Source organism: Streptomyces sp. NPDC027189 (genome assembly GCF_055566975.1).
In genome coordinates this window covers 133,170-159,661 of sequence record NZ_JBVHRI010000022.1, presented here as the reverse complement: position 1 = coordinate 159,661, position 26,492 = coordinate 133,170, and the positions used below count along the sequence as shown (strand labels likewise).

28 protein-coding genes and 1 pseudogene are annotated in these 26,492 nt (G+C 67.9%); 16 read left to right on the top strand and 13 right to left on the bottom strand.

Annotation, left to right across the window (positions count from 1 at the left end; all coding sequences use genetic code 11):
- Positions 1-300: transposase (locus ACZ4RZ_RS37710; RefSeq protein WP_467751558.1), on the bottom strand; the 300-nt coding region annotated here is incomplete at its 3' end.
- A 292-nt stretch (positions 301-592) separates the two neighbouring features.
- On the bottom strand, positions 593-997 hold the full coding sequence (locus ACZ4RZ_RS37705) for a type II toxin-antitoxin system PemK/MazF family toxin (RefSeq protein WP_031080431.1): 405 nt from the start codon (positions 995-997) through the stop codon (positions 593-595).
- 166 nt (positions 998-1,163) lie between these two features.
- On the opposite strand from ACZ4RZ_RS37705, the pseudogene ACZ4RZ_RS37700 reads away from it, so the two are divergent.
- Positions 1,164-2,397, top strand: a pseudogene (locus ACZ4RZ_RS37700) (IS701 family transposase).
- Positions 2,398-2,542: 145 nt separating this feature from the next.
- Positions 2,543-2,800 (top strand): CPCC family cysteine-rich protein, encoded by a 258-nt coding sequence (locus ACZ4RZ_RS37695; RefSeq protein WP_467751546.1) that lies wholly within the window; start codon positions 2,543-2,545, stop codon positions 2,798-2,800.
- A gap of 466 nt (positions 2,801-3,266) precedes the next feature.
- On the opposite strand, the gene ACZ4RZ_RS37690 is transcribed toward ACZ4RZ_RS37695, so the two are convergent.
- On the bottom strand, positions 3,267-4,064 hold the full coding sequence (locus tag ACZ4RZ_RS37690) for a bestrophin-like domain (RefSeq protein WP_467751545.1): 798 nt from the start codon (positions 4,062-4,064) through the stop codon (positions 3,267-3,269).
- A 902-nt stretch (positions 4,065-4,966) separates the two neighbouring features.
- Here ACZ4RZ_RS37690 and ACZ4RZ_RS37685 point away from each other — a divergent pair.
- The 11 genes from ACZ4RZ_RS37685 (at position 4,967) to ACZ4RZ_RS37635 (ending at position 9,966) form a co-directional block, all read left to right on the top strand.
- The gene (locus ACZ4RZ_RS37685; protein WP_467751543.1) at positions 4,967-5,272 is read left to right on the top strand and encodes a hypothetical protein; all 306 of its coding nucleotides are present in this window, start codon (positions 4,967-4,969) and stop codon (positions 5,270-5,272) included.
- The gene (locus ACZ4RZ_RS37680) at positions 5,269-5,706 is read left to right on the top strand and encodes a hypothetical protein (RefSeq protein ID WP_467751542.1); all 438 of its coding nucleotides are present in this window, start codon (positions 5,269-5,271) and stop codon (positions 5,704-5,706) included. The genes ACZ4RZ_RS37685 and ACZ4RZ_RS37680 overlap by 4 nt, the downstream gene beginning before the upstream one ends.
- A complete protein-coding gene (locus tag ACZ4RZ_RS37675; protein WP_467751540.1) occupies positions 5,703-6,320 on the top strand; it encodes a hypothetical protein in 618 nt (205 codons plus the stop codon). The genes ACZ4RZ_RS37680 and ACZ4RZ_RS37675 overlap by 4 nt, the downstream gene beginning before the upstream one ends.
- 194 nt (positions 6,321-6,514) lie before the next feature.
- A complete protein-coding gene (locus ACZ4RZ_RS37670; protein WP_467751539.1) occupies positions 6,515-6,652 on the top strand; it encodes a type I restriction-modification system subunit M N-terminal domain-containing protein in 138 nt (45 codons plus the stop codon).
- The gene (locus tag ACZ4RZ_RS37665; RefSeq protein ID WP_467751556.1) at positions 6,612-6,971 is read left to right on the top strand and encodes a type I restriction-modification system subunit M N-terminal domain-containing protein; all 360 of its coding nucleotides are present in this window, start codon (positions 6,612-6,614) and stop codon (positions 6,969-6,971) included. The genes ACZ4RZ_RS37670 and ACZ4RZ_RS37665 overlap by 41 nt, the downstream gene beginning before the upstream one ends.
- A gap of 6 nt (positions 6,972-6,977) precedes the next feature.
- Positions 6,978-7,469 (top strand): HsdM family class I SAM-dependent methyltransferase, encoded by a 492-nt coding sequence (locus ACZ4RZ_RS37660; protein WP_467751555.1) that lies wholly within the window; start codon positions 6,978-6,980, stop codon positions 7,467-7,469.
- Positions 7,470-7,759: 290 nt separating this feature from the next.
- A complete protein-coding gene (locus ACZ4RZ_RS37655; protein WP_467751537.1) occupies positions 7,760-7,990 on the top strand; it encodes a hypothetical protein in 231 nt (76 codons plus the stop codon).
- On the top strand, positions 7,968-8,480 hold the full coding sequence (locus ACZ4RZ_RS37650) for a DUF6879 family protein (protein WP_467751535.1): 513 nt from the start codon (positions 7,968-7,970) through the stop codon (positions 8,478-8,480). Before ACZ4RZ_RS37655 ends, ACZ4RZ_RS37650 begins: the two co-directional genes overlap by 23 nt.
- Positions 8,481-8,507: 27 nt before the next feature.
- Positions 8,508-9,353 (top strand): helix-turn-helix domain-containing protein, encoded by an 846-nt coding sequence (locus ACZ4RZ_RS37645; RefSeq protein ID WP_467751533.1) that lies wholly within the window; start codon positions 8,508-8,510, stop codon positions 9,351-9,353.
- A gap of 95 nt (positions 9,354-9,448) precedes the next feature.
- Positions 9,449-9,835: a hypothetical protein gene (locus tag ACZ4RZ_RS37640; protein WP_467751531.1), complete on the top strand. Its 387-nt coding sequence runs from the start codon at positions 9,449-9,451 to the stop codon at positions 9,833-9,835.
- Positions 9,832-9,966, top strand: coding sequence for a hypothetical protein (locus ACZ4RZ_RS37635; RefSeq protein ID WP_467751529.1), 135 nt, complete (start codon positions 9,832-9,834; stop codon positions 9,964-9,966). Before ACZ4RZ_RS37640 ends, ACZ4RZ_RS37635 begins: the two co-directional genes overlap by 4 nt.
- Before the next feature lie 220 nt (positions 9,967-10,186).
- Here the strand turns inward: ACZ4RZ_RS37635 and ACZ4RZ_RS37630 are convergent, their stop codons facing one another.
- Positions 10,187-10,666, bottom strand: a complete 480-nt coding sequence (locus ACZ4RZ_RS37630) for an SLATT domain-containing protein (protein WP_467751527.1) — start codon at positions 10,664-10,666, stop codon at positions 10,187-10,189.
- A gap of 422 nt (positions 10,667-11,088) precedes the next feature.
- Between ACZ4RZ_RS37630 and ACZ4RZ_RS37625 the strand changes: the two genes are divergently transcribed.
- Positions 11,089-11,301, top strand: coding sequence for a hypothetical protein (locus ACZ4RZ_RS37625; protein ID WP_467751526.1), 213 nt, complete (start codon positions 11,089-11,091; stop codon positions 11,299-11,301).
- A 138-nt stretch (positions 11,302-11,439) separates the two neighbouring features.
- On the opposite strand, the gene frc is transcribed toward ACZ4RZ_RS37625, so the two are convergent.
- Together frc and oxc are read right to left on the bottom strand one after the other, a co-directional pair.
- A complete protein-coding gene (frc, locus tag ACZ4RZ_RS37620) occupies positions 11,440-12,696 on the bottom strand; it encodes a formyl-CoA transferase (RefSeq protein WP_467751524.1) in 1,257 nt (418 codons plus the stop codon).
- Between the two features lie 57 nt (positions 12,697-12,753).
- Positions 12,754-14,505, bottom strand: coding sequence for an oxalyl-CoA decarboxylase (gene oxc / locus ACZ4RZ_RS37615; protein ID WP_467751522.1), 1,752 nt, complete (start codon positions 14,503-14,505; stop codon positions 12,754-12,756).
- 276 nt (positions 14,506-14,781) lie between these two features.
- Here oxc and ACZ4RZ_RS37610 point away from each other — a divergent pair, with 276 nt between their 5' ends.
- Entirely contained in the window at positions 14,782-16,377 is a 1,596-nt protein-coding gene (locus ACZ4RZ_RS37610; protein WP_467751520.1) for a FadD7 family fatty acid--CoA ligase, read from the top strand.
- 15 nt (positions 16,378-16,392) lie between these two features.
- Here the strand turns inward: ACZ4RZ_RS37610 and ACZ4RZ_RS37605 are convergent, their stop codons facing one another.
- Both ACZ4RZ_RS37605 and ACZ4RZ_RS37600 read right to left on the bottom strand, forming a co-directional pair.
- Positions 16,393-17,325, bottom strand: a complete 933-nt coding sequence (locus ACZ4RZ_RS37605; protein WP_467751518.1) for a LysR family transcriptional regulator — start codon at positions 17,323-17,325, stop codon at positions 16,393-16,395.
- Between the two features lie 123 nt (positions 17,326-17,448).
- Positions 17,449-18,450 carry a 2-dehydropantoate 2-reductase gene (locus ACZ4RZ_RS37600; protein WP_467751517.1) on the bottom strand — a complete coding sequence of 334 codons (1,002 nt, stop codon included), beginning with the start codon at positions 18,448-18,450 and terminating at the stop codon, positions 17,449-17,451.
- A 141-nt stretch (positions 18,451-18,591) separates the two neighbouring features.
- Here ACZ4RZ_RS37600 and moaA point away from each other — a divergent pair, with 141 nt between their 5' ends.
- Entirely contained in the window at positions 18,592-19,581 is a 990-nt protein-coding gene (moaA, locus tag ACZ4RZ_RS37595) for a GTP 3',8-cyclase MoaA (protein WP_467751515.1), read from the top strand.
- 36 nt (positions 19,582-19,617) lie between these two features.
- Here moaA and ACZ4RZ_RS37590 read toward each other — a convergent pair whose 3' ends face one another.
- The 5 genes from ACZ4RZ_RS37590 to ACZ4RZ_RS37570 all read right to left on the bottom strand — a co-directional run bounded on the left by ACZ4RZ_RS37590 (position 19,618) and on the right by ACZ4RZ_RS37570 (position 26,315).
- Positions 19,618-21,033, bottom strand: a complete 1,416-nt coding sequence (locus ACZ4RZ_RS37590) for an OFA family MFS transporter (protein WP_467751514.1) — start codon at positions 21,031-21,033, stop codon at positions 19,618-19,620.
- Positions 21,034-21,198: 165 nt separating this feature from the next.
- Entirely contained in the window at positions 21,199-21,411 is a 213-nt protein-coding gene (locus ACZ4RZ_RS37585) for a formate dehydrogenase subunit delta (protein WP_467751513.1), read from the bottom strand.
- A 1-nt stretch (position 21,412) separates the two neighbouring features.
- On the bottom strand, positions 21,413-24,229 hold the full coding sequence (gene fdhF, locus ACZ4RZ_RS37580) for a formate dehydrogenase subunit alpha (protein WP_467751511.1): 2,817 nt from the start codon (positions 24,227-24,229) through the stop codon (positions 21,413-21,415).
- Complete coding sequence (locus ACZ4RZ_RS37575; RefSeq protein ID WP_467751510.1) at positions 24,226-25,839, bottom strand: formate dehydrogenase beta subunit; 1,614 nt, start codon at positions 25,837-25,839, stop codon at positions 24,226-24,228. The genes fdhF and ACZ4RZ_RS37575 overlap by 4 nt, the downstream gene beginning before the upstream one ends.
- Positions 25,836-26,315, bottom strand: a complete 480-nt coding sequence (locus tag ACZ4RZ_RS37570) for an NAD(P)H-dependent oxidoreductase subunit E (RefSeq protein WP_467751509.1) — start codon at positions 26,313-26,315, stop codon at positions 25,836-25,838. Before ACZ4RZ_RS37570 ends, ACZ4RZ_RS37575 begins: the two co-directional genes overlap by 4 nt.
- Between the last annotated feature and the right edge of the window lie 177 nt (positions 26,316-26,492).

The window sequence follows — 26,492 nt, the reverse complement described above, 5'->3', positions numbered from 1 at the left end:
CTTGACGAAGCCGGTGTCGTCGAGGATGAGCACCCCGCCGTCCTCGCCGAGTTTCTCTGCGACGTATGTCTGCAGGTCGTCGCGGATGTCGTCGGTGTTCCAAGTTGCCCCGTTCAGCAGTCGCTGGAGGCCGTCGGGGGTGCGATGCCCGGCGTATTCGGCCAGCTGCCAGCCGTTCTTGCGGCCGACCGGGCCGAGCAGGGCGCGGATGTAGTCCCGCATCCGGCGTCGCAGGTCGGCGCGGCCGAAGTGGTGGCCGATGCGGAGGAAGAGGTCGTCGAGTTCACGGTCCCAGGTCACGTCCGCAAGGTCGTCGATCACGCTGGGAGGCTGCCCGGAACGCAGCCCGGCCAGTGCTCGATCCACTCGTTGGAGGGGCGGTCCGGCAAGACCGCCCCTGACGCATCATCAGCCAACTACACTCCGGACGACGCCTCTGACCAGGCCAGATAGCGAAACGCTGCTGGAGTATTAGTACTCCAGCCGTAGATCGTGATCTCGATGGTGAGGGGCGTCGAGGCGGCAGGTGTCCAGCGTGGATCATCTCGCCCGAGATCGCCCATGCCGTCGCGGGCGTCGGCTCCTTCTCCGTCTACCCGAGTTCACCGCGACGGAGGGCGTCCCTTATCTCGCTGAGCTTCGCGGTCGTTGCCGGGGTCCGCTCCTGTGCTTGTTCAGCGAGTCGGAGGGCATCGTCGATCTCGCTGAGCTTCCTGGAGGACAGGACGGCCGCCCGCTCTATCAGGTCGTCCCGGGACACGGTGGTCAGCCACGTGCACGGGGTGAAGCCTGGACGCGGGAACGCGAGCCGCAGCACGCCTTCGAGCGGCAGCCCTTCACCGGCGCCGACCGTCACTTCGATGCCCAGACCGCTGATGTCGAGGCCCGCCGGAGCGACGACCTGCATCACCTGGAACCCGGACGCGTCGTCTCCTGACAGCAGTACGACCAACCTCCGCTCGTCGAACTGGACCCACCAGACTTCGCCACGTTGCACAAGCCCTCCGATACACAGGACGGCAGGCAGACGCTGCGCGACCTGACGCGGTGTGGAGACGGGTGCGGCCACCGTTGATCATCGGTGTGTGAAGACAAACGATCATGCGGTGGCCGCAGGTCACAGCGTAGACCCTGCCTGCTGGCAGGAGGCGTTCGAGGGCCTGATGAGCCGGATAGCGGGACGCTTCACACGGGTCGAATCCCGACGCCGGGCCCGGAAGTTGGTACTCGGCCTGTTGTCGGACCTGCCGCGCAAGAACTGCTGGACCATCGCCGAGTGGGCCGGGGACAGGACCCCGGACGGCATGCAGCACCTGCTCGGGAGGGCGAAGTGGGATGCCGACCAGGTCCGCGACGAGGTGGGTGACTACGTGGTGGAGCATCTGCACGACGACGAGGCGGTGCTGGTGGTCGACGAGACCGGCGATGTGAAGAAAGGCACCGACACCGTTGGAGTCCAGCGGCAGTACACCGGCACCGCGGGCAGGATCGAGAACGCCCAGGTCGCCGTCTACCTGGTCTACGCCGGCCGCCGCGGGCACGCCGCAGTGGACCGGGAACTCTATGTTCCGCGTTCCTGGACCTCCGATCCCGACCGCTGCCGGGCCGCCGGCCTCGGTGACAATACGGAGTTCGACCAAGCCGGAGCTGGCCGCTCGCATGGTCACCCGATTCCTCGACGCCGGCCATCGGGCCGCCTGGGTCGCGGGAGACGAGGTCTACGGCGGCAACCCGAGGCTGCGCACCGCGCTGGAGGAACGCGGCACCGGCTACGTCCTCGCGGTGGCCTGCTCGCACGAAGTCACCACAGGCGCCGGGAGGTTTCGCGCCGACATGTTGGCCAGGAAGGTGCCCAAGAGGGCCTGGCAGAAGCTGTCCGCAGGGGCCGGAGCCAAGGGCCCCCGCTTCTACGACTGGGCCGTCATCGACCTCACCGATCCCCGGCCCGGGAGCCGGCAGCTGCTGATCCGCCGCAACCGCAGCACCGGCGAACGTGCCTACTACCGCTGCTACTCGCCTGCCGCAGTGCCGCTGACCACCCTGGTGCGCGTCGCTGGATCAAGGTGGCGGGTCGAGGAGTTTTTCCAGTCCGGCAAGGGCCTGGCGGCCCTGGACGAGCACCAGGTCCGCCGCTACCCGTCCTGGTCCCGCTGGGTCACCCTGGCCATGCTCGCGCATGCCTTCCTCGCTGTCCTCCGCGCGAACGAACACGAGGGTCATCCCTCGCCCGACGAGCTGATACCGCTCACTTGTGACGAGATCCAACGACTGTTCATCACGCTCGTCAACCGGACCGTCTTTGACCCTGTCCACCGACTTCGCTGGTCCGTCTGGCGACGCCGCCACCAAGCCCGATCCCAGACCAGCCACTACCGGCGTCAAGCCGCTCAAGCATGAAGATCACGATCTACGGCTGTAGTACTAAGCCGCAGGTCGCAGCGGTGATCGATAGCACGGCCGCAGGTCAGAAGTCCGGCCCCTCACTTCTTCGGCTACTGATCCCCGCCGAAGCTGATTGACGCCGACCAGGCATCATGAATAGGTGACCGTTCCATTCATTAACAACCATGGGGTGCTGGAGACCGGCGCCGAGCCTTGCCCGTGTTGTCGCCACATGACGCTCATCCATCGCGGCGGGTTCGAAATGTGCGAGGTATGTGGATGGGAGGACGACGGACAGGACGATCACGATGCGGACGTCATCCGTGGTGGTCCCAACGGTTCGATGAGTCTTACTGAAGCCCGCCGAAGGTTCCAGAGCCGTCGAGCTTGCGATGCTCGGTGCTCACCTTGTCGATGAAGCGACCAAAGTCATACAGCAGCGAAGTACAGCAACCGCGACGACCGTAGCCAGCTGTCATCAGGCTCGGATGACTGGCCGACGTGCCCAGCAGCCTTCAGCGACCGTCGTGCCCGTAGTTCTCATCGAGGGGCGGAGCCGTGCCACTGCCGTGCCACATAGGGCGGTCAGCCACGGTCAGCGACGGCTCGTCGCAGTCGACGTGCGCCGGTGAGCTGGGCTGGCGCTACTGCCGGGGTGACCAGGGCGTCCCCGTCGCAGGTCACAGCCGCCCTTACAAGGCAGGTGTCTTCGCAATGCACGAGCGCCCTCCCGGGCCGTCCTGGGGCCGTGGAAGGGCGCTCAACGATGACCCACGTCGACAACTGCCGACAGCTCGACAGCAGGTCAGGACGCTGATCGTTTAGGCGGCCGCAGGTCACGGCCGCCGATGAGCAGTTGCCGGCGTATTGATCGCGCCCGTCGCCTACGGCCCGCCGTCGAAGAAGCCGGACTTCAGGTCCGCGATGGTGGCGTCGAGTGGATGCCCGCTGACGATGAACGGTCCGCTCCAGGGCGCGCTGAGTGCGAAGAGCAACGCCAGGCTCAGCCCGACCACACTTGCAACACCTACGATCAGCAGTGACGTTCGCAGGCTGCTGCGGAAGACCAGTGCGCCGGAGTTCACGATCAAGGCCAGTCCGCTGACCACAAGCGTGACGACGTAGAGCGCGGGAACGTCGCGCGAGGCGGCCGCAACGCGGGCGCGACGACTACTGGTGACACCGTCCATGGAAACCACCAGCTCCGTGCCTGTCGGGGTTCCCACCTCGGGCCGGGCCGCCTCGGTGCGCACACTCCGCTCCAGCCGTGCGATCGCGCGAGCGGTGGCGGGGTCGTCACCGGACGCCGCTGCTGTAGCCTCCCACTCCCTGGCACGCGTGGTCTGCAAGTAGTCCAGCAGTGCCGCATGGATCGGCTCCGACTGAACTTGCGGACTTGTCGCCGCCCATGCCAGGCGGGAGGCCGCGGCCGCCTCGTCGCTCACCAACCCCTCGGCTGCGCGCAGGTAGCCGGCCTCGCTGGCCAGTGTGAGTGCCGCAAAGATCGCGAAGGCGGCGCCGAGTGTCGGCATCAGGGGCGTGGCGATCTGCGGCACCCGATCCCGTTCCTCGACCGGTACGAGCGCCCGGACGCCGACCCGCGCCACGGCCGCGACCAGTAAGGCAAGTAAGAGCCCGCCCACAACCAGCACCACCGCCGGCAGCGAGGTCAACCAGTTCACCACATCACCTTCAGTGCGCTACCGCGAGCGCCCCGCGGCGGCGGCACATCGGCCCCCGCGACTTGGAGCTCCTCGTCGATCACTTTCAATGAACGCTCCATGATCACAGGTTGAAGACCTTTGACACTCGCGACGCCCGGCACGGCATCTCGTTTCGTTGGCCAAACAGCCGAATACGGCCCAGACGAGGCTGTACTGACAACGGCCGCCGCGCCCGTCTCACTTTCCGTCTCATTCAGCCTCGTTCACCGTCGTTCAGCCGAGACCGGAAGCCGATCCCAATCCGGTGGCGAGCCGCCCATGAACGCAGGTGAACGCCCCCGTGCACACACCCACACCCAACCAGCACAGTTGGAAGGCGTGTTGGGGGCAACCCCTCACGAGTTCGAATCTCGTATCCTCCGCAGCCGCTGACCAGCGGGAACGAGGGCCCCGACCAGATCTGGGTCGGGGCCCTCGTCGTGCTGTGGTCTCAGTTTTGGTCTCAGTTGCCATGATCGGATGGGCGCGGACCTGGGCGAACGGCCTGCATCCGCCGGTGTCTCTGACACGCCCCGGCTGGGCGCCGCCCCGAATGTCCTCCCACAGCTCCCCCGGCAGCCACAGCGGTCGAGTAGCCCTGCTCCGCACGTAGTGCGGCCTCACCGCGCACACCGGTCGCCTACCTCTGCAGGCCCCAAGTGCCCTTCATGCGGGGCTGGCCACCACCGCCCGGGCTGCCACCAAAAACACGGATCGTACTGCTGGGTAGCAGCTTCAGGCGGCATGTCTCTCGAACGGGGAGGGACGCCTGGCCCGACCGCCGGCGTGGCGACTAGGAAAGCAAGGCAGACCCCACTTGCTGGCAGCCAACGTTTCCCAGCGAGGCCCTCCACCCGCGCTCCCCAAGGAGGAGAACGATCATGACCGCCGCAAGCCCCGAGGCATCAACGGCGACGCCGCCCCCAGACGGACAGTGCACCTCCACCGCTCCCACAGCTCTCGCCTCCGGACCCACCCCAGTCTCCTGGCAGCAGCTCCGCGCGATGAACGATTCGTACTGCGGCGTCATGACCCTGTTGGTCGAGGCCGGGATCGGCTTACACAAGCTCCTCAAGCGCGATGGCGGCTCGGACCTCAAGCTCGCTTACATGCTTCTCCAGGAGTTCGTGATCCGGCCCGTGGACGAACGCGCATCGGATGAGGCCGAGAACGAGGCGATCGCGTGACCACCGATATCGACCCCGACACACTTCCTCCGGACACCCTCGTCGCCGAGAACGGCCAGATCACCCCGATCGGGGAGCTGGTCATCGCGAAGATGGCCAAGGAACTGGCCGACGTCTGCCGACAGGCTGACGACCCGCAGGCCGCGCTCCAGGTGGTCCTGGAACTCATTCCCAAGCACATGGCGGAGATCGTCAGTCGGCGCACCAGCGTCGCCCCCAGCCCGCTGCGCACCGCCCTCACCGGCCTTGTCGGGTGCGAGTGTCTGGAGCGACGCCCCGGCCGCGACCCACTGACCGGCGATCGGATGGATGGCCAGCCGGACACCGACGACACCTGGTCCGACCGCCTGCCGTGCACCCAGCAGCATGGCCACACCGGCAACCACCGGGACGCCCTTGGGCGGAACTGGCGACGAGCGGAGATTTCGGCATGACGATCCTCACTCGTGAGTGCCTCTTCACCGTGTCCCTTCACATGCACCAGGGGGATGCCCAGCAGGCGAAGGCCGTCATGCTGCGCCGTGACGGGGACCGCTTCATCGCCGCCTACGACCCCGAGCGGGCCTCTCTCGACACGGCAGCCGTGCTCACCCGCCGCCTCCTCTCCTTCGAGCGCATCACCATCTCCGAGGTAATCCCCGAAGGCCACGACCCGGACGTGACGGCCTTGTACCGTGCTGCCTCGAAGCTGCTCCTAAACGTAGAGATCACCACTGGACCCCGGATCACGGAACCCGCGGTGAGGGTGCTCAGCCAGGACCCGACGCAGGCGACGTACTTCATCCCCGAGGACTGGGACCTGTCCGACGCCCTCGACAGACTGCCCGCCGCGTTCGCCGACGCCCGGCCGGAGGTGGCCCGAAACCTGAAGCGGATCGAGCAGGCAAAGAAGGACTCTGGTGGAAAGATCGACCACGCCCTCGACGTGATTGCCGTGCTAGTTCTGGAGACTGACAATCCGGCCGGCGTCTGGGACGAAGTGCTGCAGCTACTGCACCGGGTCCCCTCTGAACGGACGACGGCCACCGCCCCGGCCACTGCGGCCTGAGCTTCCATGCAGACGGCCCGGACCCGACAATTTCACCACCGGTTCCGGGCCGTAAAGGCCATGCGGCTCATACAGCCGGGCGCACCGAAGAGGCGGTCGGGCCTCTTTCACCAACGGGGCCAATCCGACCGATCGTGTCGGTGGCCTCTGCCATGCTTGGCCCACACCACCGGTAGTGAGAGAGCAGGGCTGAGTTGAGCATCCTGGGTAACTTCGTCTGGTCGATCGCTGATCAACTGCGAGGCGTCTACAGGCCGCACCAGTACGGCGGCATCATCCTCCCATTTCACGATCCTCCGACGCCTGGACTGCCTGCTCGAGCCCACCCGTGACGATGTCCGCGCCCTGTCCGAGAGGTTCGACGGTGGCGCCTTGGACGTCCAGGTCAAGCGCAAGACCGGCCTGACCTTCTACAACACCTCGCAGTACGACTTCGCCCGACTGCTTGAGGACCCCGAGGGCCTGCGCGCCAACCTGATCGACTACATCTCGCACTTCTCCGGCAACATCGACGTCTTCGAGCGCTTCGGCTTTGAGGCCGAGATCAACAGACTCGAAGAGAAGAACCGGCTGTACCTCATCGTCGCGAGGTTCGCAGAGGTCGATCTGCACCCGGACACCGTCCCGAACGCGGCGATGGGTGACCTGTAAGAGCACCTGATCTACAAGTTCGCGGAAGCCTCCAACGAGGAGGCTGGCGAGCACTACACACCACGCGACGCCATCCGTCTCATGGTCGACCTGCTGTTCGCGGAGGAAAACGAGGCCCTGCTGGAGCCCGGCACCATCCGTACGATCTACGACCCCACCGCCGGCACGGGCGGCATGCTCTCAGTGGCCGAAGAGCGCCTACTGGAGCGCAACAAGCAGGCACGCCTGCGCCTGTATGGGCAGGAGATCAACGACCTGTCCTACGCCATCTGCAAGTCCGACATGATCGGCAAGGGGCAGGACGTCGGCACCATCCGGCTCGGAGACACCCTGGCCGACGACAAGTTCTTCGACAAGACCTTCGACTTCTGTATGTCCAACCCGCCCTACGGCGTGGACTGGAAGGCGTCGAAGGACGCGGTCGAAAAGGAACACCGCGAGGGTGGTCCCAATGGCCGCTTCGCCTGGGATAGTGCGGCTGCAGAAGCGCCTCCGTAGGCTTCGGGACAGGTCACTGACGGGCGTTGACCTGGGGGTTCGGAAGGTCGTCCACGTTGACATGCTTGTTCGCAGGGCACCAGTGATTGTGGGATCTTCCCTGTCTGCCTCCGGCGAACTGGTGATCCGTCGACGTGGACCGCATTCACTCGCCCTGCCCCGTCGACCAGGTTTCACCGCTAGGGTCACCGCCCGAAGTCCTGGCAAGTTTCGGCAAGTTCCTGGCTTGAGGGCTCAGTCGCGGGCAAGCTCTGGCACAGAGATCGTTACCGGCATCCGAGGAGGACATCATGGCCCTGCGTAAGCTCGGCAAGGACCCGGAGAGTCCCAGTGGCGGCTCGCCCACCATCTACCTCGACGAGGAGAAGGACAGTTACCTGGTGCAGGGGTGGAAGGTGGAGGACGTCGAGCGCCTCGGCCAGATGGACATCCCTGGCCACGAGTCGGTGGTGGAGATCCCCCGGCGCATGGTGCAGTTCTTCCTGGAGGTGAAGAAGGATGACGAGGACCCCGACGTTTGAGGAGTTGTTCCGCGACTGCCAGGGGACGGCTGTCCATCTGGAGATGCGTGACGCCTACATGAAGTCGGACCCGGCCTTCATCGACTGGAAGGCCGGTGTGACCCTCGATCCCGCCGAGCGCTGGGCCGACTGGCACGCCATCGTCACGGAGGCGGCCTCGCGAGGCGTCGAGGTTCGACGTGCCCGCGTCGTTTCGACACCGGTCAGCGAGTACATCCGCTTCGAGTACGACGTGACGGACGGACTCAACATCGCCGCCGGCGAGAGCGTGCGGTGGCTCTCACGGCGCAACGCCACCGACATCGCGCTGCCGGGCAACGACTTCTGGCTGTTCGACTCCAGCCTCGTCCTCGTCAACCACTTCGACGGCGAGGGCGAGAACATGGAGGTCGAACTCACGGAGGACCCGGAGGTGGCGAAGCTTTGCGAGTCGGCCTTCGAGGCCGTGTGGAAGCGGGCGACGACACACGCAGAGTTCGACCTGGCCTGACAGTTCGAACATCACCCTCGCGCCGACATGACATCACCGTCTTCAAGCGTCCAGGAAGCCCGCAGGGCGCTCGGACAACGCATGGCCGAGATCCGGCGGGCAGCTGGCCTCACCAAGCGAGCGTTGGCCCAAAACCTGGGTTGGCATGAATCGAAGGCTTCGCGCTTCGAGAGCGGCGCCCGTTCGCCCTCGGAGCGCGACCTTCGCGATTGGTGTTCCGCGTGCGGCGCGGAGGGTGAGGCAGAGGATCTCGTCTCGACAGCCCGCGGAATTGAGGGCATGTATGTCGAGTGGCGCAAGATGGAGCGCCACGGACTCAAGTGGGCGCAGGAGTCCGTTGTCCCCCTGTGGGAACGTACTGAGCGTTTTCGTATTTACTCGCCCTGGCTCATTCCCGGGCCTGTGCAGACGGCCTCGTACATCACCGCCCTTCTGACGTCCATTCGTGAGCGCCGAGGACTCATCGACGATGTGCCGGCAGCCGTCAAGGTGCGCGTGGAGAAGCAACAGGTCGTCTACGGGAACCACACCTTCGCCATCCTCCTGGAGGAGAGCGTGCTGCGGTACCGCATCGGTGGCACCGCAGTGATGGCGGGCCAACTCGGCTATCTCCTCAGCGCCATGGCGCTCCCATCGGTGAGCATCGGCATCATTCCCCAGGACGCCGACCGTTCGGGGATCTGGCCCGTCGAGGGATTCTTCCTGTACGACGACGAGTTGGTGAATGTCGAATTGATCTCGGCACACCTCACCGTCGTCCAGAAGCACGAACTTGCCATGTATGCCAAGACGTTCAGCGAGCTGGCCGAACTTGCCGTCTACGGCCCCGCAGCGCGGGAACTCATCACCGCCGCCATCGAATCTCTAGGGTGAATGCCTGGCAAGTTCCGGCACACTCGTGGAGCCTTATCCAACTCCCTTCCTAGCTTTATAGGCACGGCTGACAGCGTGCTCCGGAGGGGCCAGTGATGACTGTGGCAAGTACGGGCAAGATGTTCGAGACGGCCGAGGACACTGAGGGCGACGACACCCCGCTCGACGTAGAGGCGATCTCCTCGCGAACGAACACCGTCCTCGGCCTGCGGATGGACACCACGACCCGCGCAGCGATGGACAGGCGGTTGCCGGCGATCGCTGGGGACCTGAACCGGTTGCTACGCGAGGACCTGGGCGCCGACAGATCCAGCGAGGTGAGAGACCTGCTCCGCAAGGGGACCAAGCTGGTCGACCTCACGAACCGACCGACCGCCGAGACGCCCACCTTCGGGACGTACCTCTACCTCCGCGATGTAGCCCTTCTGACGCGGCGCCTGCTGTGGATCTACGCCGAGCGGAACGGGCTGGATGCCCCGTGAGCGTCAGGGACGACCAGATCATCCGGGAACTCGCCCACTACCTCCACGAGCACCCCGCCGACAGGATGGCGCTGCTGCCGGTCTGCGACGCGGCCCGCGACCACTCGCGAACCGGCAACGACCAACAATGACCACGAGGGCGCGGGAGAGTGCCGCGCCCTCGCGGTGTGCCTTGCTTCGGGGCGAAGAGGTCGTGCCAGACGCGTGCCAGTCGTGCGGGGAACCACGGGGAACACTGGGGAGTGGCAGAGACGGCCAGGCGCCCAGGACACCATGTCCCTGCAGGTGAGCGAGGCAACCAGCCCCAGAACACCTCAGCTTCCCCAGCAGAGATGACCCGGCGCTGTTGGGTCAGGGCAGCGCCGAGCCGTTCGTCGGCGAGCTGGCGGCTGGGCTCGCCCGGTGTCGTTGGTCGGCCCACTGGCGGAGCTCCTCGTCACCGACATTCTCGATTGCCGCCAGCAGATCTTGCCTGGATTCCTCACCACGGTCGGAGGCTGGGAGCAACTGATAGCGGTTGATGGCTTTCCGTAGGCCCTCTCGTGACTGGGCCGCCAATACATAGCGTGGCCCATGGGCAAACACCTGCCGGAAACCGGTGAAGAACAACGCTCCGCCGGCGATCAGAGCTGTCAGCCACGCCGGAGCGTCGAGTCCCGCTGCCACCACGGTGGACGAGGAGGTGGCGAGGGCACCCAGCTCGGTCAGGCGGTGCCACATTCGAGCCGAGTTGCGCACCTGCTCGTAGAAGGCCAGTTCATCCTGGGCCAGCGCAAGCAACGGATCTGGGGCAGTGGCCCAAGGGGCGGCGTCTGGTGTCTGTCGGCGCATGGCCCCATGGTGTCCTCGCGACGCACGACACGGAACAGGTTGCCCGGAACCGGGCCGGCGAGATTCTTGGCCACACCGTGAACTGCCGCCCGCCCGGTGATGTGTGGAAGCCTGCCCGCCTCAGTTTCGGTTTCATTCAGCCGCGTTCACCGGTGTTCAGGCCAGGCCCGCGCCGGTTCTCGTCAGGACAGCTGACCCGGCGTGAACGCAGATGAACGGCCCCGCACGCGACCCAACACCCCACCAACAACTGTCAGGCAATCATCGACAAGTAGATAGGTCGCTGTGGCACCCCATCTTTGAGAGTGACTGAACAGGCCATACCGTGGTCGTGGCAGGACAGGGCCCCATCACAGGGCCGAAGAAGGTGCGGCCAAGTATGTCCGCCGCACGGCGGTGGGCACTCGCGGTGGGAGTGCGAAGTGACGCACACCGGGTCTCCCGACACCAGCAAGAGCAAGTTGATCATCGCGCTGATCTTTGCCATTGGGTTCGCTCTTGGGGCCCTCGTCTTCGCTGGCCTGGTGGCCACGGGGTCAGGTTTGAAAGACAGCCTTGCGACAGGTGCAACCACCTTCGTCGCCAGCACAACCTTGCTCTTGATGGCAGCCAAGGGGGCAAATCTCATCCATTGAGAGGAGGGCCCCAGAGCGATCCGGGGCCCTCCTCATGTAACAGGGCCAGTCACCGACCGGCGGGGTTGCATCTGCCCCCACTCACATGCCGGTGCCCCGCGTACGAGAACCGTACGCGGGGCACCGTGGTGTTCCGGGTCAGGCGACGACCTGGCCCTCGTGCAGCTTGCGGATGTCGTCCGCGTCGTAGCCGAGGTCGGCGAGCACCTCGTCGGTGTGCTCGCCGAGCAGCGGCGCACCCTTGATGTCGGGCTGGAAGCCGGAGAACTTGATCGGGCTGCCCACGGTCAGGTAGGTGCCGCGCTCCTTCTGCTCGACCTCGACGATCGTGCCGCTCTTGCGCATGTCGGGGTCCGCGGCGAGCTCCTTCATGCTGAGCACGGGCGCGCAGGGCACCTCGAACGTGCGCAGGATGTCGACCGCCTCGTACTTGGTCTTGTCGGCGAGCCACTTCTCGATCTCGCCGAAGATGTCCATGATGTGCGGCTGACGGGCAAGCGCGGTGGTGTACTCCGGGTCCGTGGCCCACTCGGGCCTGCCGATGGCCTCGCAGGTGCGCACCCAGTTCTGCTCCTGGATCGTGAAGTAGATGTAGGCGTTGGGGTCGGTCTCCCAGCCCTTGCACTTCAGGATCCAGCCCGGCTGGCCACCGCCGCCCGCGTTGCCGCCACGGGGCACCGCGTCGCCGAACTCCCCGTTCGGGTACTGCGGGTACTCCTCCAGGTAGCCGATCTTCTCCAGACGCTGCTGGTCGCGGAGCTTGACCCGGGTGAGGTTGAGTACGGCGTCCTGCATGGACACCGACACCTTCTGGCCGAGGCCGGTCGCGTTGCGCTGGATGATCGCGGTGAGCAGGCCGATCAGCAGGTGCATACCGCTGTTGCTGTCACCGAGGGCCGAGCCGCTGATGGTGGGCGGGCCGTCCCAGAAACCGGTGGTGGACGCCGCGCCGCCGGCGGCCTGGGCGACGTTCTCGTAGACCTTGAGGTCGTTCCACTTCGAGTCGTCGTTGAAGCCCTTGACCGAACCGAAGATCAGCCGCGGGTTCAGCTCGTGGATGTGGTCCCACCCAAGACCCATGCGGTCCATGGCGCCCGGCGCGAAGTTCTCCACCAGGATGTCCGCCTCGCGGATCAGCTTCTCCATGACCTCCTTGCCCTCGGCGGACTTGGTGTTGATGGCGAGCGAGCGCTTGTTGCTGTTCAGCATGGTGAAGTAGAGGGCGTCGAGGTCGGGGATGTCGCGCAGCTGACGGCGGGTCACGTCTCCGCCGTTGATGCGCTCGACCTTGATGACGTCGGCGCCGAACCAGGCGAGCATCTGGGTGCAAGCGGGACCGGCCTGGACCCCGGTGAAGTCGATCACCTTGATTCCGGCGAGCGGCTTTTCACTCATGTTGGTTTCCTTCTCGTGAATGATCTCGTGCGGGGCGGGACTTCGGGGTGAAGGCGCTCACTTCTTCGCCGGCGTGATGTTGCCGACGGTGATGCCCTTGGGGTTGAGGTGCGAGATGTGGCCGCTCTCGGTGCCGGCCGAGGGGTCGATCACGCAGTCGATGAGCGCCGGGCCGCCCGAGGCCAGCGCCTCGGTGAGAGCGGCGGTGACCTCGGCGGGCGTGGTCGCGCGGTAGCCCTTGCCGCCGAACGCCTCGATCATCAGGTCGTGGCGGGCGGCGAGCATGAGGGTCGTCGGAGACGGGGCGTCGTCGAGCGGATTGACGTCGTCGCCGCGGTAGACACCGCCGTTGTTCATGATGATCGTGACGACGGGCAGTTTGTAGCGGCAGATCGTCTCCAGCTCCATGCCGCTGAACCCGAAGGCGCTGTCGCCCTCCACGGCCACGACCGGTGCGCCGCTCTCGACGGCGGCGGCGATCGCGTAGCCCATGCCGATACCCATGACGCCCCAGGTGCCGCTGTCGAGGCGGTGGCGCGGTACGTGCATGTCGATCACGTTGCGCGCGATGTCCAGCGCGTTGGCGCCCTCGTTGACGAGGTAGGTCTCGGGGCGTGCGTGGATGACATCGCGTACGGCCTTCAGGGCGCCCATGAACTGCATGGGGTGCGGGTCGGCCTTGAGTCGCTCCGCCATCTTGGCCACGTTCTGCGCCGAACGTGCGCCCAGCTCCTCCCGCCAAGCGGCGGGGGCCGCGATCTGGCCGGGCTTGGTGCGTTCGGCGAGCGCATCGAGGACCGACTCGATGTCGCCGACGAGCGGGGCGGCGATGGGCTGGTTGCTGTCCATCTCCTTGGGCTCGATGTCCACCTGGATGAACCGCGCGTCGGGATTCCAGCTCGGTGCCTCGCCGTGGTTGAGCAGCCAGTTGAGGCGGGCGCCGACGAGCATCACGACGTCGGCCTTCTTCAGCGCCATCGAACGGGCGGTGGCCGCCGACTGCGGGTGGTCGTCGGGCAGCAGGCCCTTCGCCATCGACATCGGTACGTACGGGATGCCGGTGGACTCGATGAACTCACGGATCTTGGCATCGGCCTGCGCGTACGCGGCACCCTTGCCGAGCACCACCAACGGCCGCTCGGCGCCTGCCAGGAGCTCGATCGCGCGGTCCACGGCCTCCGGCGCGGGCAGTTGGCGCGGCGCGGGGTCGACGAGACGGCTCAGCGTTTTGGCGCCTGCCTCCGCGTCCATGATGGAGCCGAGCACCGCGGCGGGAATGTCGAGGTAGACGCCGCCGGGGCGCCCGGAGATCGCGGTGCGCAGCGCGCGGGCGATGCCCCGGCCGATGTCCTCCACCCGGCTCACCCGGTACGCGGCCTTGACGAACGGCTGCGCGGCGGCGAGCTGGTCCATCTCCTCGTAGTCGCCCTGCTTGAGGTCGACGAGGTGGCGCTCGCTGGAGCCGGAGATCTGGACCATCGGGAAGCAGTTGGTGGTCGCGTTCGCCAGCGCGACAAGCCCGTTGAGGAAGCCCGGTGCCGACACCGTCAGCGCCACGCCCGGCTTCTTCGTGAGGTAGCCGGCGGCCGCAGCCGCGTGTCCGGCGTTGCTCTCGTGACGGAAGCCGATGTAACGGATGCCCTGTGCCTGCGCGAGGCGGGCCAGGTCGGTGATCGGGATGCCGACCACCCCGTAGATGGTGTCGACGTCGTTCATCTTGAGCGCGTCGACGACCAGGTGGTACCCGTCGGTGAGCTCGGTCGGAACGTCGGCTGATGCCGCGGTCTCCATTGTCGAGGGGGCGGTCATGGTCCGAGGTCCTCCTTGGGCAGGTCATGCCGGTGCGGCTACTTCTCTCACCTTCCGCAGCACGCCCGCCCGCGTCCAAGACCCATCGACGACCAGCTGATAAACAGCATCTATCGATGGCTGGTGGAGGCGTCGCAACTCCATTGATAGACGGCTGCTATCGGCCGTTCGCCAGTACGTATTGGACGCACACCGCGCACCACCGCAGGCTCGCAGAGGACTGCTTCATCGGAGCAGAGGACTGCTTCGTCGGACTTGGCGCGAGGAGGTGGGGTCATGGCCGTTCCGGCCGCGGCATCCGTGCGCGACGCGAACCGGTACCGGCCCCCGGCGATCACGGGTCTCGTCGATCTCCTCGACCGGCAGGTGCGCGAACGTCCGCGCGCCCGGGCCCTCGTGGTCACCGGGGAGCGGGTGCAACTGTCCTACCGGGCCCTCGCGGCCCTGGCGGACGACGTGGCCGCCCGTCTCGGCGGCACGGGGCTGCACCGCGGTGACGCGGTCGGCCTGATCGGCGCCAACACCGCCGAGTTCGTCGTGGCGCTGCTCGGCGCGGCGCGCGCCGGTCTGGTGGTCGCTCCGCTGGACCCCGCACTGCCCGGGTCGCAACTGTCCGCCCGGCTCGAAGCGCTGGGCGCGCAAGCGGTCCTGCTCGGTCCGCCCGCGGCCGACGCCCCGCCCATCGCACCGGTGCGCGTTCCGGCCTGGGCTCTGCGCGTGGACGTCTCCCGTGCCGGGACGGCCGAGGTCGCGCTCGAAACCGGCGCGCGTGCGGTGCGCCATGTCCGGGGCGCGGCAGCCGAGCTCGTACCCGACGACGCCCTCGTCCTGTTCACCGCCGGGACCACGGACCTGGCCAAGATGGTCCCGCTGACCCACGCCAACGTGGCGGCGTCGGTGCGGAACATCTGCGCCACCTACGAGCTGGGTCCCGGCGACGCGACGGTCGCGGTGATGCCGTTCTTCCACGGCCACGGGCTGTTCGCGGCGCTCCTGGCCTCCCTGGCCAGCGGCGGCTGTGTGCTGCTGCCCGAGCGGGGACGGTTCTCGGCAGGTTCGTTCTGGGACGACATGCGCGCCGCGGCCGCCACCTGGTTCACCGCGGTCCCGACCATCCACGAGATCCTCCTGGACCGCGCGGAGGTCGACTACCCCGGCCCGCCGGTGCCGCCCCTGAAGTTCGTACGCAGTTGCAGTGCCCCTCTCAACACGGCCACGCAGCGGGCGCTGGAGCGCACGTTCGGCGCGCCGCTGCTGTCCGCGTACGGGATGACCGAGTCCACGCACCAGGCGACCAGCGAGCCGCTGCCGCAGCGGGGATCCCTGAAGCACGGGTCGGTCGGCCGGGCGACCGGAGTGGACCTTCGCGTCGTGGACCGGAACGGGCGCGTGTGCCCGGTCGGCGTCCAGGGCGAAGTGTGGGTGCACGGTCCCACCGTCGCCCGCGGGTACCTGGCCAATCCGGCCGAGACCGCGCACGGTTTCGCCGACGGGTGGCTGCGCACAGGTGACCTGGGCTCACTGGACAAGGACGGGTACCTGTCCCTCACCGGGCGCATCAAGAACCTCATCAACCGCGGTGGCGAGAAGATCTCGCCCGAGTACATCGAGGACGTCCTCGCCGGCTGCCCCGGAGTCTTCGAGGCGGCCGTGTTCGCCGTTCCCGACGCGACGTACGGGCAACGGGTCGGCGCCGCCGTGGTCGTCCGCGAGGGCGAGAGCATCGGAGCCGAGGAGATCCTGCAGTACTGCCGTGACCGGCTGGCCGTCTTCGAGGTGCCCGACCGGCTCGAACTCGTCGCCGCTCTGCCGCACACGGCCAAGGGAGGGCTGGACCGGCTGGCGGTGGAGGCGCGGTACGGGCAGCGGTGAGCGGGCGGGGCCCGCTCACCTCACGCGATGCTCGGTCGGCAGGGGCTGGCCGAAGAAGTCGTCCAGCGACAGGCCCGTCGCCGCGTTGACGAACGCCCGGGCGGCGACCGAGCCGGGGGTCGCCGCGTGGATCGCCACCGAGACCTGGGCCCCGGCCTCCGGGTCGACCAGAGGCAGCGCTCTCGTCCTGCCGATCACCGGCATCGCGCGCAACCAGGTGTGCGGCACGATGCTGGCCCATTCACCGCCGCCCACGTGCGCGTAGAGGGAGGCGATCGAGTCCGTCTCCACCTGCGGCGTCACCACGAACCCCTTCTCCGCGAACACGGTGTCGACGATCTGGCGGATCCGCATGTCGGGCGTCAGCAGCGCGAGCGGCAGCTGGGCCGCGTCCGCCCACGTCATGGTGGAGGCCTGGGACGTCAGCTGGTCGTCGGACACCAGCAGCATGTACCTCTCCTGGTACAGGGGTACGACCTGCAGGCCCTCCTGGTCGCCCGGGTCGAAGTGGGCGATCGCCACATCCAGCTCGAAGTCGCGCAGCTGGCGGTGGAGTTCCTTCGTCGACAAGCGGGAACGGACCTGCACCTTGGCCAGTGGGTGCGCCGCACAGAACGCGGCCACGGGAAGCGCCAGCGTCGTCGACGCCGTGGGGTCCGTGCCGAGCCGCAGCGTCCCCGTGATGCCCGACTGCACGGCGGCCACCTCGGCCTTGAACGCGTCCTGCTCGGCGAGGATCCGCTTGGCCCACACGACCAGGCGCTCGCCCTCCGGGGTGAGCCCCTGGTAGTTGTGCCCGCGGTTGATCAGCGTGACGTTCAACTCCCGCTCCAGCTTGGCGATCGCCGCCGAGAGCGCGGGCTGGGACACGTAGCAGGACTCCGCCGCCCGGGCGAAGTGCCGCTCTCTGGCCACCGCCACGAAGTATTCCAGCTGCCGGAACAGCATGACCGACTCCTCTCTTCCTGGGGCCGCGCCAGCGCTACGAACGGAAGAGCTGGATGCCGTGTGATCAGCCGAAGCCTACCCAGCGCGGCAACCGGCCCCCTTCTTCGGTAGCAGGTCAGCGCGCTAGGCGGGCACCGGCCCCTGGGCCCGCGTATCCGCCGTGGCGCGTCGCGCCAGGAGGTCGGTGGCGGCATGGACCGCGCGCAGCGTGGGCGCTTCGGCGCCGGAGATGTCGGCCATCTCCACCACCGCGGTCACGATGGCGTCGAGTTCCAGCTGCTTGCCGGCTTCGAGGTCCTGGAGCATCGAGGTCTTGTGGTGTCCCACCCCTTCGGCGCCGCGCAGCCGCTTCTCGATCGAGATGTCCGGGGTGCTGCCGACCCTGGCCGCGATGTCGAGGGTCTCTTCCATGAGCTGGGTGACCAGCCGCCGGGTGGGCGGGTGCCGGCAGATCTCGACCATCGTCGCCCGGGTGAGCGCGCTGATCGGATTGAAGGCGACATTGCCCATCAGCTTGATCCAGATGTCGTCGCGCAGATTCTGCTCCACCGGGCACTTCAGCCCGCCCGCGATCATGGCTTCGCTCAAGTCCGTACACCGTTGGGAGACCCCGCCCGCCGGCTCACCGATGGAGAACCGGGTGCCTTCCAGGTGCCGGATCACGCCCGGGGACTCGATGACCGTGGCGGGGTAGACCACACAGCCGATCGCCCGCTCGGGCGGCAGGACCTTGCTGGTATCGCCGCCCGGGTCGACCGCCTCGATCTGCCGCCCCTCGTAGGGACCGGCCAGTTTGTGGAAGTACCACCACGGAATGCCGTTCTGGCCGGCAACCACCGCGGTCCGGTCCCCCAGCAGCGGGGCGACCAGCGATCCGCTGGAGGGGTAGGCATGTGCCTTGAGCCCCAGGAACACGTAGTCCACGGCACCGATCTCGCTCGGGTCGTCCGTGGCGTGCGGCCGGGCCACGAAGTCCCCGCGCGGACTGTTCACCCGGACGCCGTGAGCACGTATCGCCCGCAGATGCTCACCGCGGGCGATCAGATGGACCTCGGCGCCACCACGGTGCAGTGCCGCTCCTACGTAGGCGCCGATCGCCCCGGCTCCCAGGACTGCGATCTTCATGGCGGCTCCTCTCGAAGGGAAAGTGATGAATACTGTATGCAGTATGCTGGCTGGATGTACAGTCCCTGGCGACGGGAGCCGCGGAGCCTTGTCATGGCGCAGGGCACATGGCGCCCGTCGCTCCGAGCGAAGGGGGTAACCGTGCTGATCGACACCCATGGCCGGATCGCCACCGATCTGCGGGTTTCGCTGACCGACCGGTGCAACTTGCGGTGCACGTACTGCATGCCCGAGGAGGGCCTGCGGTGGCTCGCCAAGCCGGAGTTGCTCACCGACGACGAGATCGTGCGACTGGTCTCCATCGCGGTCTCGGAACTGGGCGTCACCGAGGTCCGCTTCACCGGAGGTGAGCCGTTGCTCCGCCCCGGTCTGGTGAGCATCGTCGAGCGCTGCGCCGCCCTCGCCCCGCGCCCCAAGCTCTCGCTGACCACCAACGGCATCGGTCTCGCCCGTACCGCCGAGGCCCTGCGCACCGCGGGCCTGGACCGGGTCAACGTCTCCCTCGACACGCTGCGTCCCGAGGTCTTCCACACCCTCACCCGCCGCAACCGGCACCACGACGTCGTCGACGGGCTGGGCGCGGCCCGCGAAGCCGGACTCGTCCCGGTCAAGGTCAACTCGGTCCTCATGCGCGGCGTCAACGACGACGAGGCCCCCGACCTGCTCGGCTGGGCCCTTGAGCACGACTACGAGCTGCGCTTCATCGAGCAGATGCCATTGGACGCCCAACACGGCTGGCAGCGCGGCCACATGGTCACCGCCGCCGAGATCCTCGAAAAGCTTCGCGTCCGCTTCACCCTCACTCCCGAGGTCTCCTCGCTGCGTGGCTCGGCGCCCGCCGAGCGCTGGCTGGTCGACGGTGGCCCCGCCCGGGTCGGGGTGATCGCCTCGGTCACCCGGCCGTTCTGCCGTGCCTGCGACCGCACCCGGCTCACCGCCGACGGTCAGGTCCGCGACTGCCTGTTCGCCCGTGAGGAGTCCGACCTGCGCACGGCCCTGCGCTCGGGTGCGCCCGATCAGGACATCGCCGAACGCTGGCGCGCCGCGATGTGGGGCAAGAAGGCCGGCTCCGGCCTCGACGACCCGTCCTTCCTCCAGCCCCGGCGCCCGATGTCCGCCATCGGCGGCTGACCACAAGGCCGGCCCCCCGCCCCGAGGCCGGACCGCTCAACCGGTCGTGTCGACACCGGTCAACTCGGCGCGACCACCGGCCTGTTGCCCGGCGCTCGGCTCGGGGCGCGGCCGTCCCGGCTGTCGCAGGAACAGCGTGATCGCCGCGGAGAGGAAGGCGATGCCTCCGGCCAGGCTGTAGCCGCCCGTGTAGCCCCAGGCACTGATCACCGAGGCGGCCAGACCGCCGCCGCCCACCCCGCCGACCAGCTTGGCGCTGTAGACCAGGCCGTAGTTCTGCGCGTTGTTGTTCTCCCCGAAGTAGTCGGGGACGAGCGCGGCGAACAGCGGGTAGAAAGCGCCGCCGCCGAATCCGTTCAGGAACGCGAAGAACAGGAAGAGGGGTTCATTGTGTGCCTGGCCCGACCAGAGGACGCCGAACTGCGCCACGCCTGCCACCAGCAGCACCAGGGTCAGCGTCTGCCGGCGGCCCAGGGTGTCGGACAGCCGGCCCACGGCAGCCCGGCCGACGCCGTTGACGACGGCGAGCACACCCGCCGAGGACGCGGCCACCAGCGGCCCGAAGCCCAGGCTCTTGGCGAACGGCACCTGGAAGTTGATGCCGAACAGCGACACCCCTCCGATGCACACCAGGGCGAACCACATCAGCGGCAGCTGCCCGGTCCTGATCGCTTCCATCGGCGTGAACTGGCGCGCCGCCGGCGGATTCTTCGCCAGCCGCCGGGCGACCCGGGCGGACCCCTCGGTCGTACGCCGGTTCAGCGGGTCCACGTCGTGCGGCCACCAGCTCTTCGGCGGGTCCTTGAAGAACATGCCGCAGGCGGCCACCGTGACGACCATGAACAGCGCGATCAGGTCGAGCACCAGCTCGAAGTTCCCGGGGTGGAACCAGTAGCTGAAGACGAAGATGAACGGCAGAGTGCCGTACGCGAAGCCACCGTTGACGAAGCCGGTGCGGGCACCCTTGTTGTCGGGATACCACTTGCCGACCATGTTGATGCAGGTCGCGTACACCAGGCCGGCGCCGGTGCCGCCCAGCACCGAGTAGCCGAAGATCACGACGGCGGGGTTCGCGAAATGGGCGAGTGATGCCATGCCCAGGCCGGAGAGAAGCGCGCCGGCGAGCATCGCGGCCCTGGCCGAGACAATCCCCTTCTCTCTCAGCCGCCCGGCGGGAAAAGCCACCCCCGCCTGGAAGACCGCCCAGACACCGGCGATCCAGAACGCCTCCGTGAGCGTCCAGCCGTGGGCGCTCTCCAGCGTCGACTCGGCGGAGCTGTAGCCGTACTCGAAGACGCTGATACCCATCATCGCGAACCACGGGAGCCAGACCATCCAGGCCCGGGGCCTGCCCAGGATCGACCGATCGGTCTCTCCGAGCCGGTACACCCGACCGTTCGCGTCGGTGACCTCCCGGCAGGAGGGGGGAGCCACCCGAGGCGTTGCTGACATGCGCGTCTTCCCTTGCCGTGAAAGAGCTTGCTGTGCGCTGCCTCCTTTCCCACCGGGATTGCATACGGTATGAGCCAGTGAATCCAGATGTCCATAGGTGAGGAATAAGAAATCGGGAGCCCGCGCTGCACGCGGGCCCCCTCCCGAAAGGCTTGCGCAAGCGCGTCAGCGCATCAGCTTCACCGCGGCGACCACCAGGGGGTCGAGGCCGTCCGCTCCGGCGTCGACGAACTCGTACAGGCGAGTGCGCATGCGCGGGTCCCAGAACCTGCCGATGTGGCCCGCGACCGCCTCGGCGGCCTGTTCCCCCGGCAGGTGTCCGAGGTTCGCGGCGATGTCGTTGGCCATCCGGCGTTCCGGAGGCACGGCGGCCGCCATCTCAGTCCACCACCGTGACCAGGTCGTCCGCCGCCGGCTCCGCTTCCCTCTGCTGGAGCGGGCGCGCGAGACCGACCTGCACGGCGGTCACCTTGTACTCCGGGCAGTTGGTCGCCCAGTCGGAGTTCTCCGTGGTCACCACGTTGGCGCCGGTCACGGGGTGGTGGAACGTGGTGTACACGACTCCGGTCGGCATCCGGTCGGAGATCTCCGCGCGCAGCGTCGTCTGCCCGACGCGGCTGGCCAGAGTGACCAGGTCACCGTCGGTGATGCCGCGCACCTCGGCGTCGTGCGGATGCAGCTCCAGGATGTCCTCGGGATGCCATGCGACATTGCCGGTACGGCGGGTCTGCGCGCCGACGTTGTACTGGCTGAGGATCCGCCCCGTGGTCAGGACCAGCGGGAAGCGCCGGGTGCTGCGCTCGTTCGTCGGCACGAAGGAGGTGACCACGAACTTGCCCTTGCCCCGGACGAACTCGTCCACGTGCATGACCGGCGTTCCTTCCGGGGCCGACTCGTTGCACGGCCACTGGACGCTGCCGAGCTTGTCCAGCACCTCGAAGGACACACCGGTGAAGGTGGGTGTGACCGAGGCGATCTCGTCCATGATCCGGCTCGGGTGGTCGTACGACATCGGGTAGCCCATGGCGGTGGCGATCTCACTCACGATCTGCCACTCGTGCTTGCCGGTCTTCGGCTTCATCACCGCGCGCACCCGGTTGATCCTGCGCTCGGCGTTGGTGAATGTGCCGTCCTTTTCCAGGAACGACGCGCCGGGCAGGAAGACGTGCGCGAACTTGGCCGTCTCGTTGAGGAACAGGTCCTGCACGACCACCAGTTCCATGGCTTCGAGCGCGGCGGTGACGTGCTTGAGGTTGGGGTCGGACTGGGCGATGTCCTCGCCGTGCACGAACAGACCGCGGAAGGTTCCGTCGATCGCCGCGTCGAACATGTTGGGGATGCGCAGTCCGGGCTCGGCCAGGATGGTGCCGCCCCAGAGGTTCTCGAACACGTTGCGCACGGCGTCGTCGGAGACGTGCCGGTAGCCGGGCAGTTCGTGCGGGAACGAGCCCATGTCGCAGGAGCCCTGCACGTTGTTCTGACCGCGCAACGGGTTCACCCCGACGCCGTCACGGCCGATGTTGCCGCACGCCATCGCGAGGTTGGCCATGCCCATGACCATGGTCGAGCCCTGGCTGTGCTCGGTGACACCAAGGCCGTAGTAGATGGCGCCGTTGGGTGCCTCCGCGTACAGCCGGGCCGCGGCCCGCAGCTCCTCGGCCGGCACCCCGGTGATCGCTTCGGCGACCTCGGGGCTGTTCTCCGGGCGGGCGATGAACTCCGCCCACTCGTCGAAGCCTTCGCACCGCTGGTCCACGAAGGACCGGTCGACCAGGCCCTCGGTGACCACCACGTGCGCCATGGCATTGACCACGGCGACGTTGGTGCTCGGCCTGAGCTGGAGGTGGTGCTGGGCCTCGATGTGCGGCGAGCGCACCAGGTCGATGCGGCGCGGGTCGACCACGATGAGCTTCGCGCCCTCGCGCAGCCGTCGCTTCATCCGGGAGGCGAACACCGGGTGCCCGTCCGTGGGGTTGGCCCCGATCACCATGATCACGTCGGCCTCGGCCACCGAACGGAAGTCCTGGGTGCCGGCCGACTCGCCGAAGGTCTGCTTGAGCCCGTATCCCGTCGGGGAGTGGCACACGCGGGCGCAGGTGTCGACGTTGTTGTTGCCGAAGGCCGCGCGCACCATCTTCTGGACGACGTAGACCTCTTCGTTCGTGCACCGCGACGAGGTGATGGCGCCGATCGAACTCGATCCGTACCGGTCCTGGATCTCGCGCATCCGCCGGGCGACCGTGCCGATCGCCTCGTCCCACTCGACCTCGCGCCACGGATCGGTGATCGTGTCACGGACCATGGGCTTGAGCACCCGGTCGGGGTGCGTGGCATAGCCGAAGGCGAACCGGCCCTTCACACAGGAGTGGCCCTCGTTCGCTCCACCGTCCTTGTACGGCGCCATCCGGACCAGTTCGTCGCCGCGCAGCTCGGCCTTGAACGAGCAGCCGACACCGCAGTACGCGCAGGTGGTGACCACCGAGCGGGTCGGCATGCCGAGTTCGACGACCGACTTCTCCTGCAGCGTCGAGGTCGGGCAGGCCTGCACGCAGGCCCCGCAGGAGACGCACTCGGAGTCCATGAAGGTCTCGCCGGCGCCGGCCGAGACCTTGGAGTCGAAGCCGCGCCCCTCGATGGTCAGCGCGAACGTGCCCTGCACCTCGCCACAGGCCCGCACACAGCGGGAGCAGGCGATGCACTTGGACGGATCGAAGTCGAAGTAGGGGTTCGACGTGTCCTTCTCGGCATCGAGGTGGTTCTCGCCCTCGTAGCCGTACCGGACCTGCCGCAGCCCGACCACGCCTGCCATGTCCTGCAGTTCGCAGTCGCCGTTGGCCGGACAGGTGAGGCAGTCCAGCGGATGGTCGGAGATGTAGAGCTCCATGACGCCCTGGCGGAGCTTCTCCACCTTCGGCGTCTGGGTGCTCACCTTCATCCCGTCGGCGCACGGTGTCGTGCAGGATGCCGGGGTGCCCCGCCGGCCGTCGATCTCCACCACGCACAGCCGACAGGAGCCGAACGGCTCCAGACTGTCGGTGGCGCACAGTTTGGGTATGTCGACCCCGGCCAGCGCGGCGGCGCGCATCACCGACGTGCCCTCCGGGACGGTCACCGGCAGCCCGTCCACCTCCACCGACACCGTGGCCTCGCCGGGCCGTTCCGGGGTGCCGAAGTCGGGTTCCTTGAGGAGTGTCATGCCGTGCCCTCCGTCCTCACGCCAGTCGCTTGTACGGGTTGGATCTCCAGGCTTCGACGCCCGCCGAGGAAATCGTCGGGGAAATGAGCGAGGGCGCTGCGTACGGGCATCGGTGTCAGCCCGCCCATCGCGCACAGCGAGCCATCGGTCATCAGGTCGCACAGATCCTCGAGCAGCGCCAGGTTCTCGTCCCGGTGCGTGCCGGCCACGATCTTGTCGATCACCTCGACGCCGCGCACCGAGCCGACCCGGCACGGTGTGCACTTGCCGCAGGACTCCTCGGCGCAGAACTCCATCGCGAAACGCGCCTGGGCGGCCATGTCGACGGTGTCGTCGAACACCACGATGCCGCCGTGGCCGACCATCGCTCCGGCCGCGGCGAAGGCCTCGTAGTCCATCGGCAGGTCGAACATCGACGTCGGCAGATAGGCGCCCAGCGGCCCGCCGACCTGCACCGTGCGCACGGGGCGTCCGGAGAAGGTCCCGCCGCCGTAGTCCTCGACCAGTTCACGCAGGGTGACACCGAACGCCGTCTCCACGATGCCGCCGTGCGCGATGTTGCCGCCGAGCTGGAAGACCTGGGTGCCGCGCGAGCGCTCGACGCCGAGTTCCTGGTACGCCTTCGCGCCGTCGGCGAGGACGACGGGCACGGTCGCCAGCGTGAGCACGTTGTTCACCACGGTCGGTTTGCCGAACAGGCCCTCGATCGCCGGGATCGGCGGCTTCGCGCGCACCATGCCGCGCTTGCCCTCCAGGCTCTCCAGCATGGAGGTCTCCTCGCCGCAGATGTACGCGCCGGCGCCGACGCGGATGTGCAGGTCGAAGTCGAGCGTGGAGCCGAGGATGCCCTTGCCGAGCCAGCCGTGCTCGCGGGCGATGTCGATCGCCGCGCGCATCGTGGCCACCGCGTCGGGGTACTCCGAGCGGATGTAGAGGTAGCCCTCGCTCGCCCCGACCGCGTGCGCGGCGATCGTCATGCCCTCGATGAGCAGGAACGGGTCGCCCTCCATGACCATGCGGTCGGCGAAGGTGCCGCTGTCGCCCTCGTCGGCGTTGCAGCAGACGAACTTCAGCTCGTCGGCGCAGTCGAGCACGGTCTTCCATTTGATGCCGGCCGGGAATCCCGCACCACCGCGGCCCCGCAGTCCGGATGCGGTGACCTCAGCGACCACGTCCGCGGGTGCGCGCTCCAGGGCGGCGCGCAGCCCCACCAGCCCGCCGTGCTCCAGATAGTCCCGCGTCGAGAGGGGGTCGGTCACCCCGACTCTGGCGAAGGTGACGCGCGTCTGCCGTGCCAGCCAGGGCAGTTCGTCCACGACGCCGAGCCGCAGCGGATGGTCGGCACCGTCGAGCATCCCGGCGGCCAGGAGTCCCTCCACGTCCGAGGGGGCCACCGGCCCGTAGCCGACGCGGCCCTGCGGCGTGACGACCTCGACCATCGGCTCCAGCCACAGCATGCCGCGCGATCCGTTGCGCACCACGTCGATGGCGAAGTCTCCACGCGTGGCCGCGCGTTGCAGTGCGTTCGCGACCTCGTCCGCGCCGACGGACCGGGCCGCCGAGTCGCGGGGGACGTAGACCGTCGCCGCGGAGTGCGAAGAGTTGTTCATGATGAAACCGTCCCGTTGAGGATCGAGCCCAGCCGGTCCGGGCCCACTCGTCCGTACAGCCGGCCGTTCGCCTCCACGGACGGCCCGAGTGCGCAGTTGCCGAGGCAGAAGACCTGCTCGACGGTCACCGAACCGTCCGCCGTCGTCTCGCCGAGGGTCAGTCCGGCCTCGCGGGCGTAGCCCACCAGGCCGTCGGCCCCGAGCGCCTCGCATGCCTCGGCACGGCAGATGCGCACCGTGGTGCGTCCCGCGGGCTCGCGGCGGAAGTCGTGGTAGAAGGTCACCACTCCGTGGACGTCCGACCGGGAGAGGTTGAACTCGTCGGCGAGCACCGGTATCGCCTCTTGCGGAACATGGCCCAACTCCGCCTGAACGGCGTGCAGTACGGGCAGTAGCGCACCGCGCTGGCCCCGGTGACCGGCCACCACCCTCCGGACCACGTCCTCGACCGTCACGTCACTCCCGCTGGTCGTCATGATCGCTCCGCCTTCCGTCACGCGGGTCCCCGGCGAGGGTTGCAGGAGACTGAGACACTACCCCATACAGGCTTCTGTATACAGAACTCCATCGCAAAGAAGGTCCCCCGATCCCGTGCGGGCACACGCCGAAGCGCGCGGCCCGACCGCGGCGTGCGCGCGCGGAACGCGGCCCGT

Excerpts from the sequence above, each read along its gene's own strand:
- ACZ4RZ_RS37655 (WP_467751537.1), top strand. The coding sequence starts at position 7,760 with ATGGCCCTGCGTAAGCTCGGCAAGGACCCGGAGAGTCCCAGTGGCGGC.
- ACZ4RZ_RS37590 (WP_467751514.1), bottom strand. The coding sequence starts at position 21,033 with ATGTCAGCAACGCCTCGGGTGGCTCCCCCCTCCTGCCGGGAGGTCACC.
- ACZ4RZ_RS37650 (WP_467751535.1), top strand. The coding sequence starts at position 7,968 with ATGACGAGGACCCCGACGTTTGAGGAGTTGTTCCGCGACTGCCAGGGG.
- ACZ4RZ_RS37575 (WP_467751510.1), bottom strand. The coding sequence starts at position 25,839 with ATGAACAACTCTTCGCACTCCGCGGCGACGGTCTACGTCCCCCGCGAC.
- ACZ4RZ_RS37630 (WP_467751527.1), bottom strand. The coding sequence starts at position 10,666 with ATGCGCCGACAGACACCAGACGCCGCCCCTTGGGCCACTGCCCCAGAT.
- ACZ4RZ_RS37570 (WP_467751509.1), bottom strand. The coding sequence starts at position 26,315 with ATGACGACCAGCGGGAGTGACGTGACGGTCGAGGACGTGGTCCGGAGG.
- ACZ4RZ_RS37645 (WP_467751533.1), top strand. The coding sequence starts at position 8,508 with ATGACATCACCGTCTTCAAGCGTCCAGGAAGCCCGCAGGGCGCTCGGA.
- ACZ4RZ_RS37610 (WP_467751520.1), top strand. The coding sequence starts at position 14,782 with ATGGCCGTTCCGGCCGCGGCATCCGTGCGCGACGCGAACCGGTACCGG.
- ACZ4RZ_RS37640 (WP_467751531.1), top strand. The coding sequence starts at position 9,449 with ATGACTGTGGCAAGTACGGGCAAGATGTTCGAGACGGCCGAGGACACT.
- ACZ4RZ_RS37675 (WP_467751540.1), top strand. The coding sequence starts at position 5,703 with ATGACGATCCTCACTCGTGAGTGCCTCTTCACCGTGTCCCTTCACATG.
- ACZ4RZ_RS37600 (WP_467751517.1), bottom strand. The coding sequence starts at position 18,450 with ATGAAGATCGCAGTCCTGGGAGCCGGGGCGATCGGCGCCTACGTAGGA.
- frc (WP_467751524.1), bottom strand. The coding sequence starts at position 12,696 with ATGAGTGAAAAGCCGCTCGCCGGAATCAAGGTGATCGACTTCACCGGG.
- ACZ4RZ_RS37585 (WP_467751513.1), bottom strand. The coding sequence starts at position 21,411 with ATGGCGGCCGCCGTGCCTCCGGAACGCCGGATGGCCAACGACATCGCC.
- ACZ4RZ_RS37685 (WP_467751543.1), top strand. The coding sequence starts at position 4,967 with ATGACCGCCGCAAGCCCCGAGGCATCAACGGCGACGCCGCCCCCAGAC.
- oxc (WP_467751522.1), bottom strand. The coding sequence starts at position 14,505 with ATGACCGCCCCCTCGACAATGGAGACCGCGGCATCAGCCGACGTTCCG.
- ACZ4RZ_RS37605 (WP_467751518.1), bottom strand. The coding sequence starts at position 17,325 with ATGCTGTTCCGGCAGCTGGAATACTTCGTGGCGGTGGCCAGAGAGCGG.
- fdhF (WP_467751511.1), bottom strand. The coding sequence starts at position 24,229 with ATGACACTCCTCAAGGAACCCGACTTCGGCACCCCGGAACGGCCCGGC.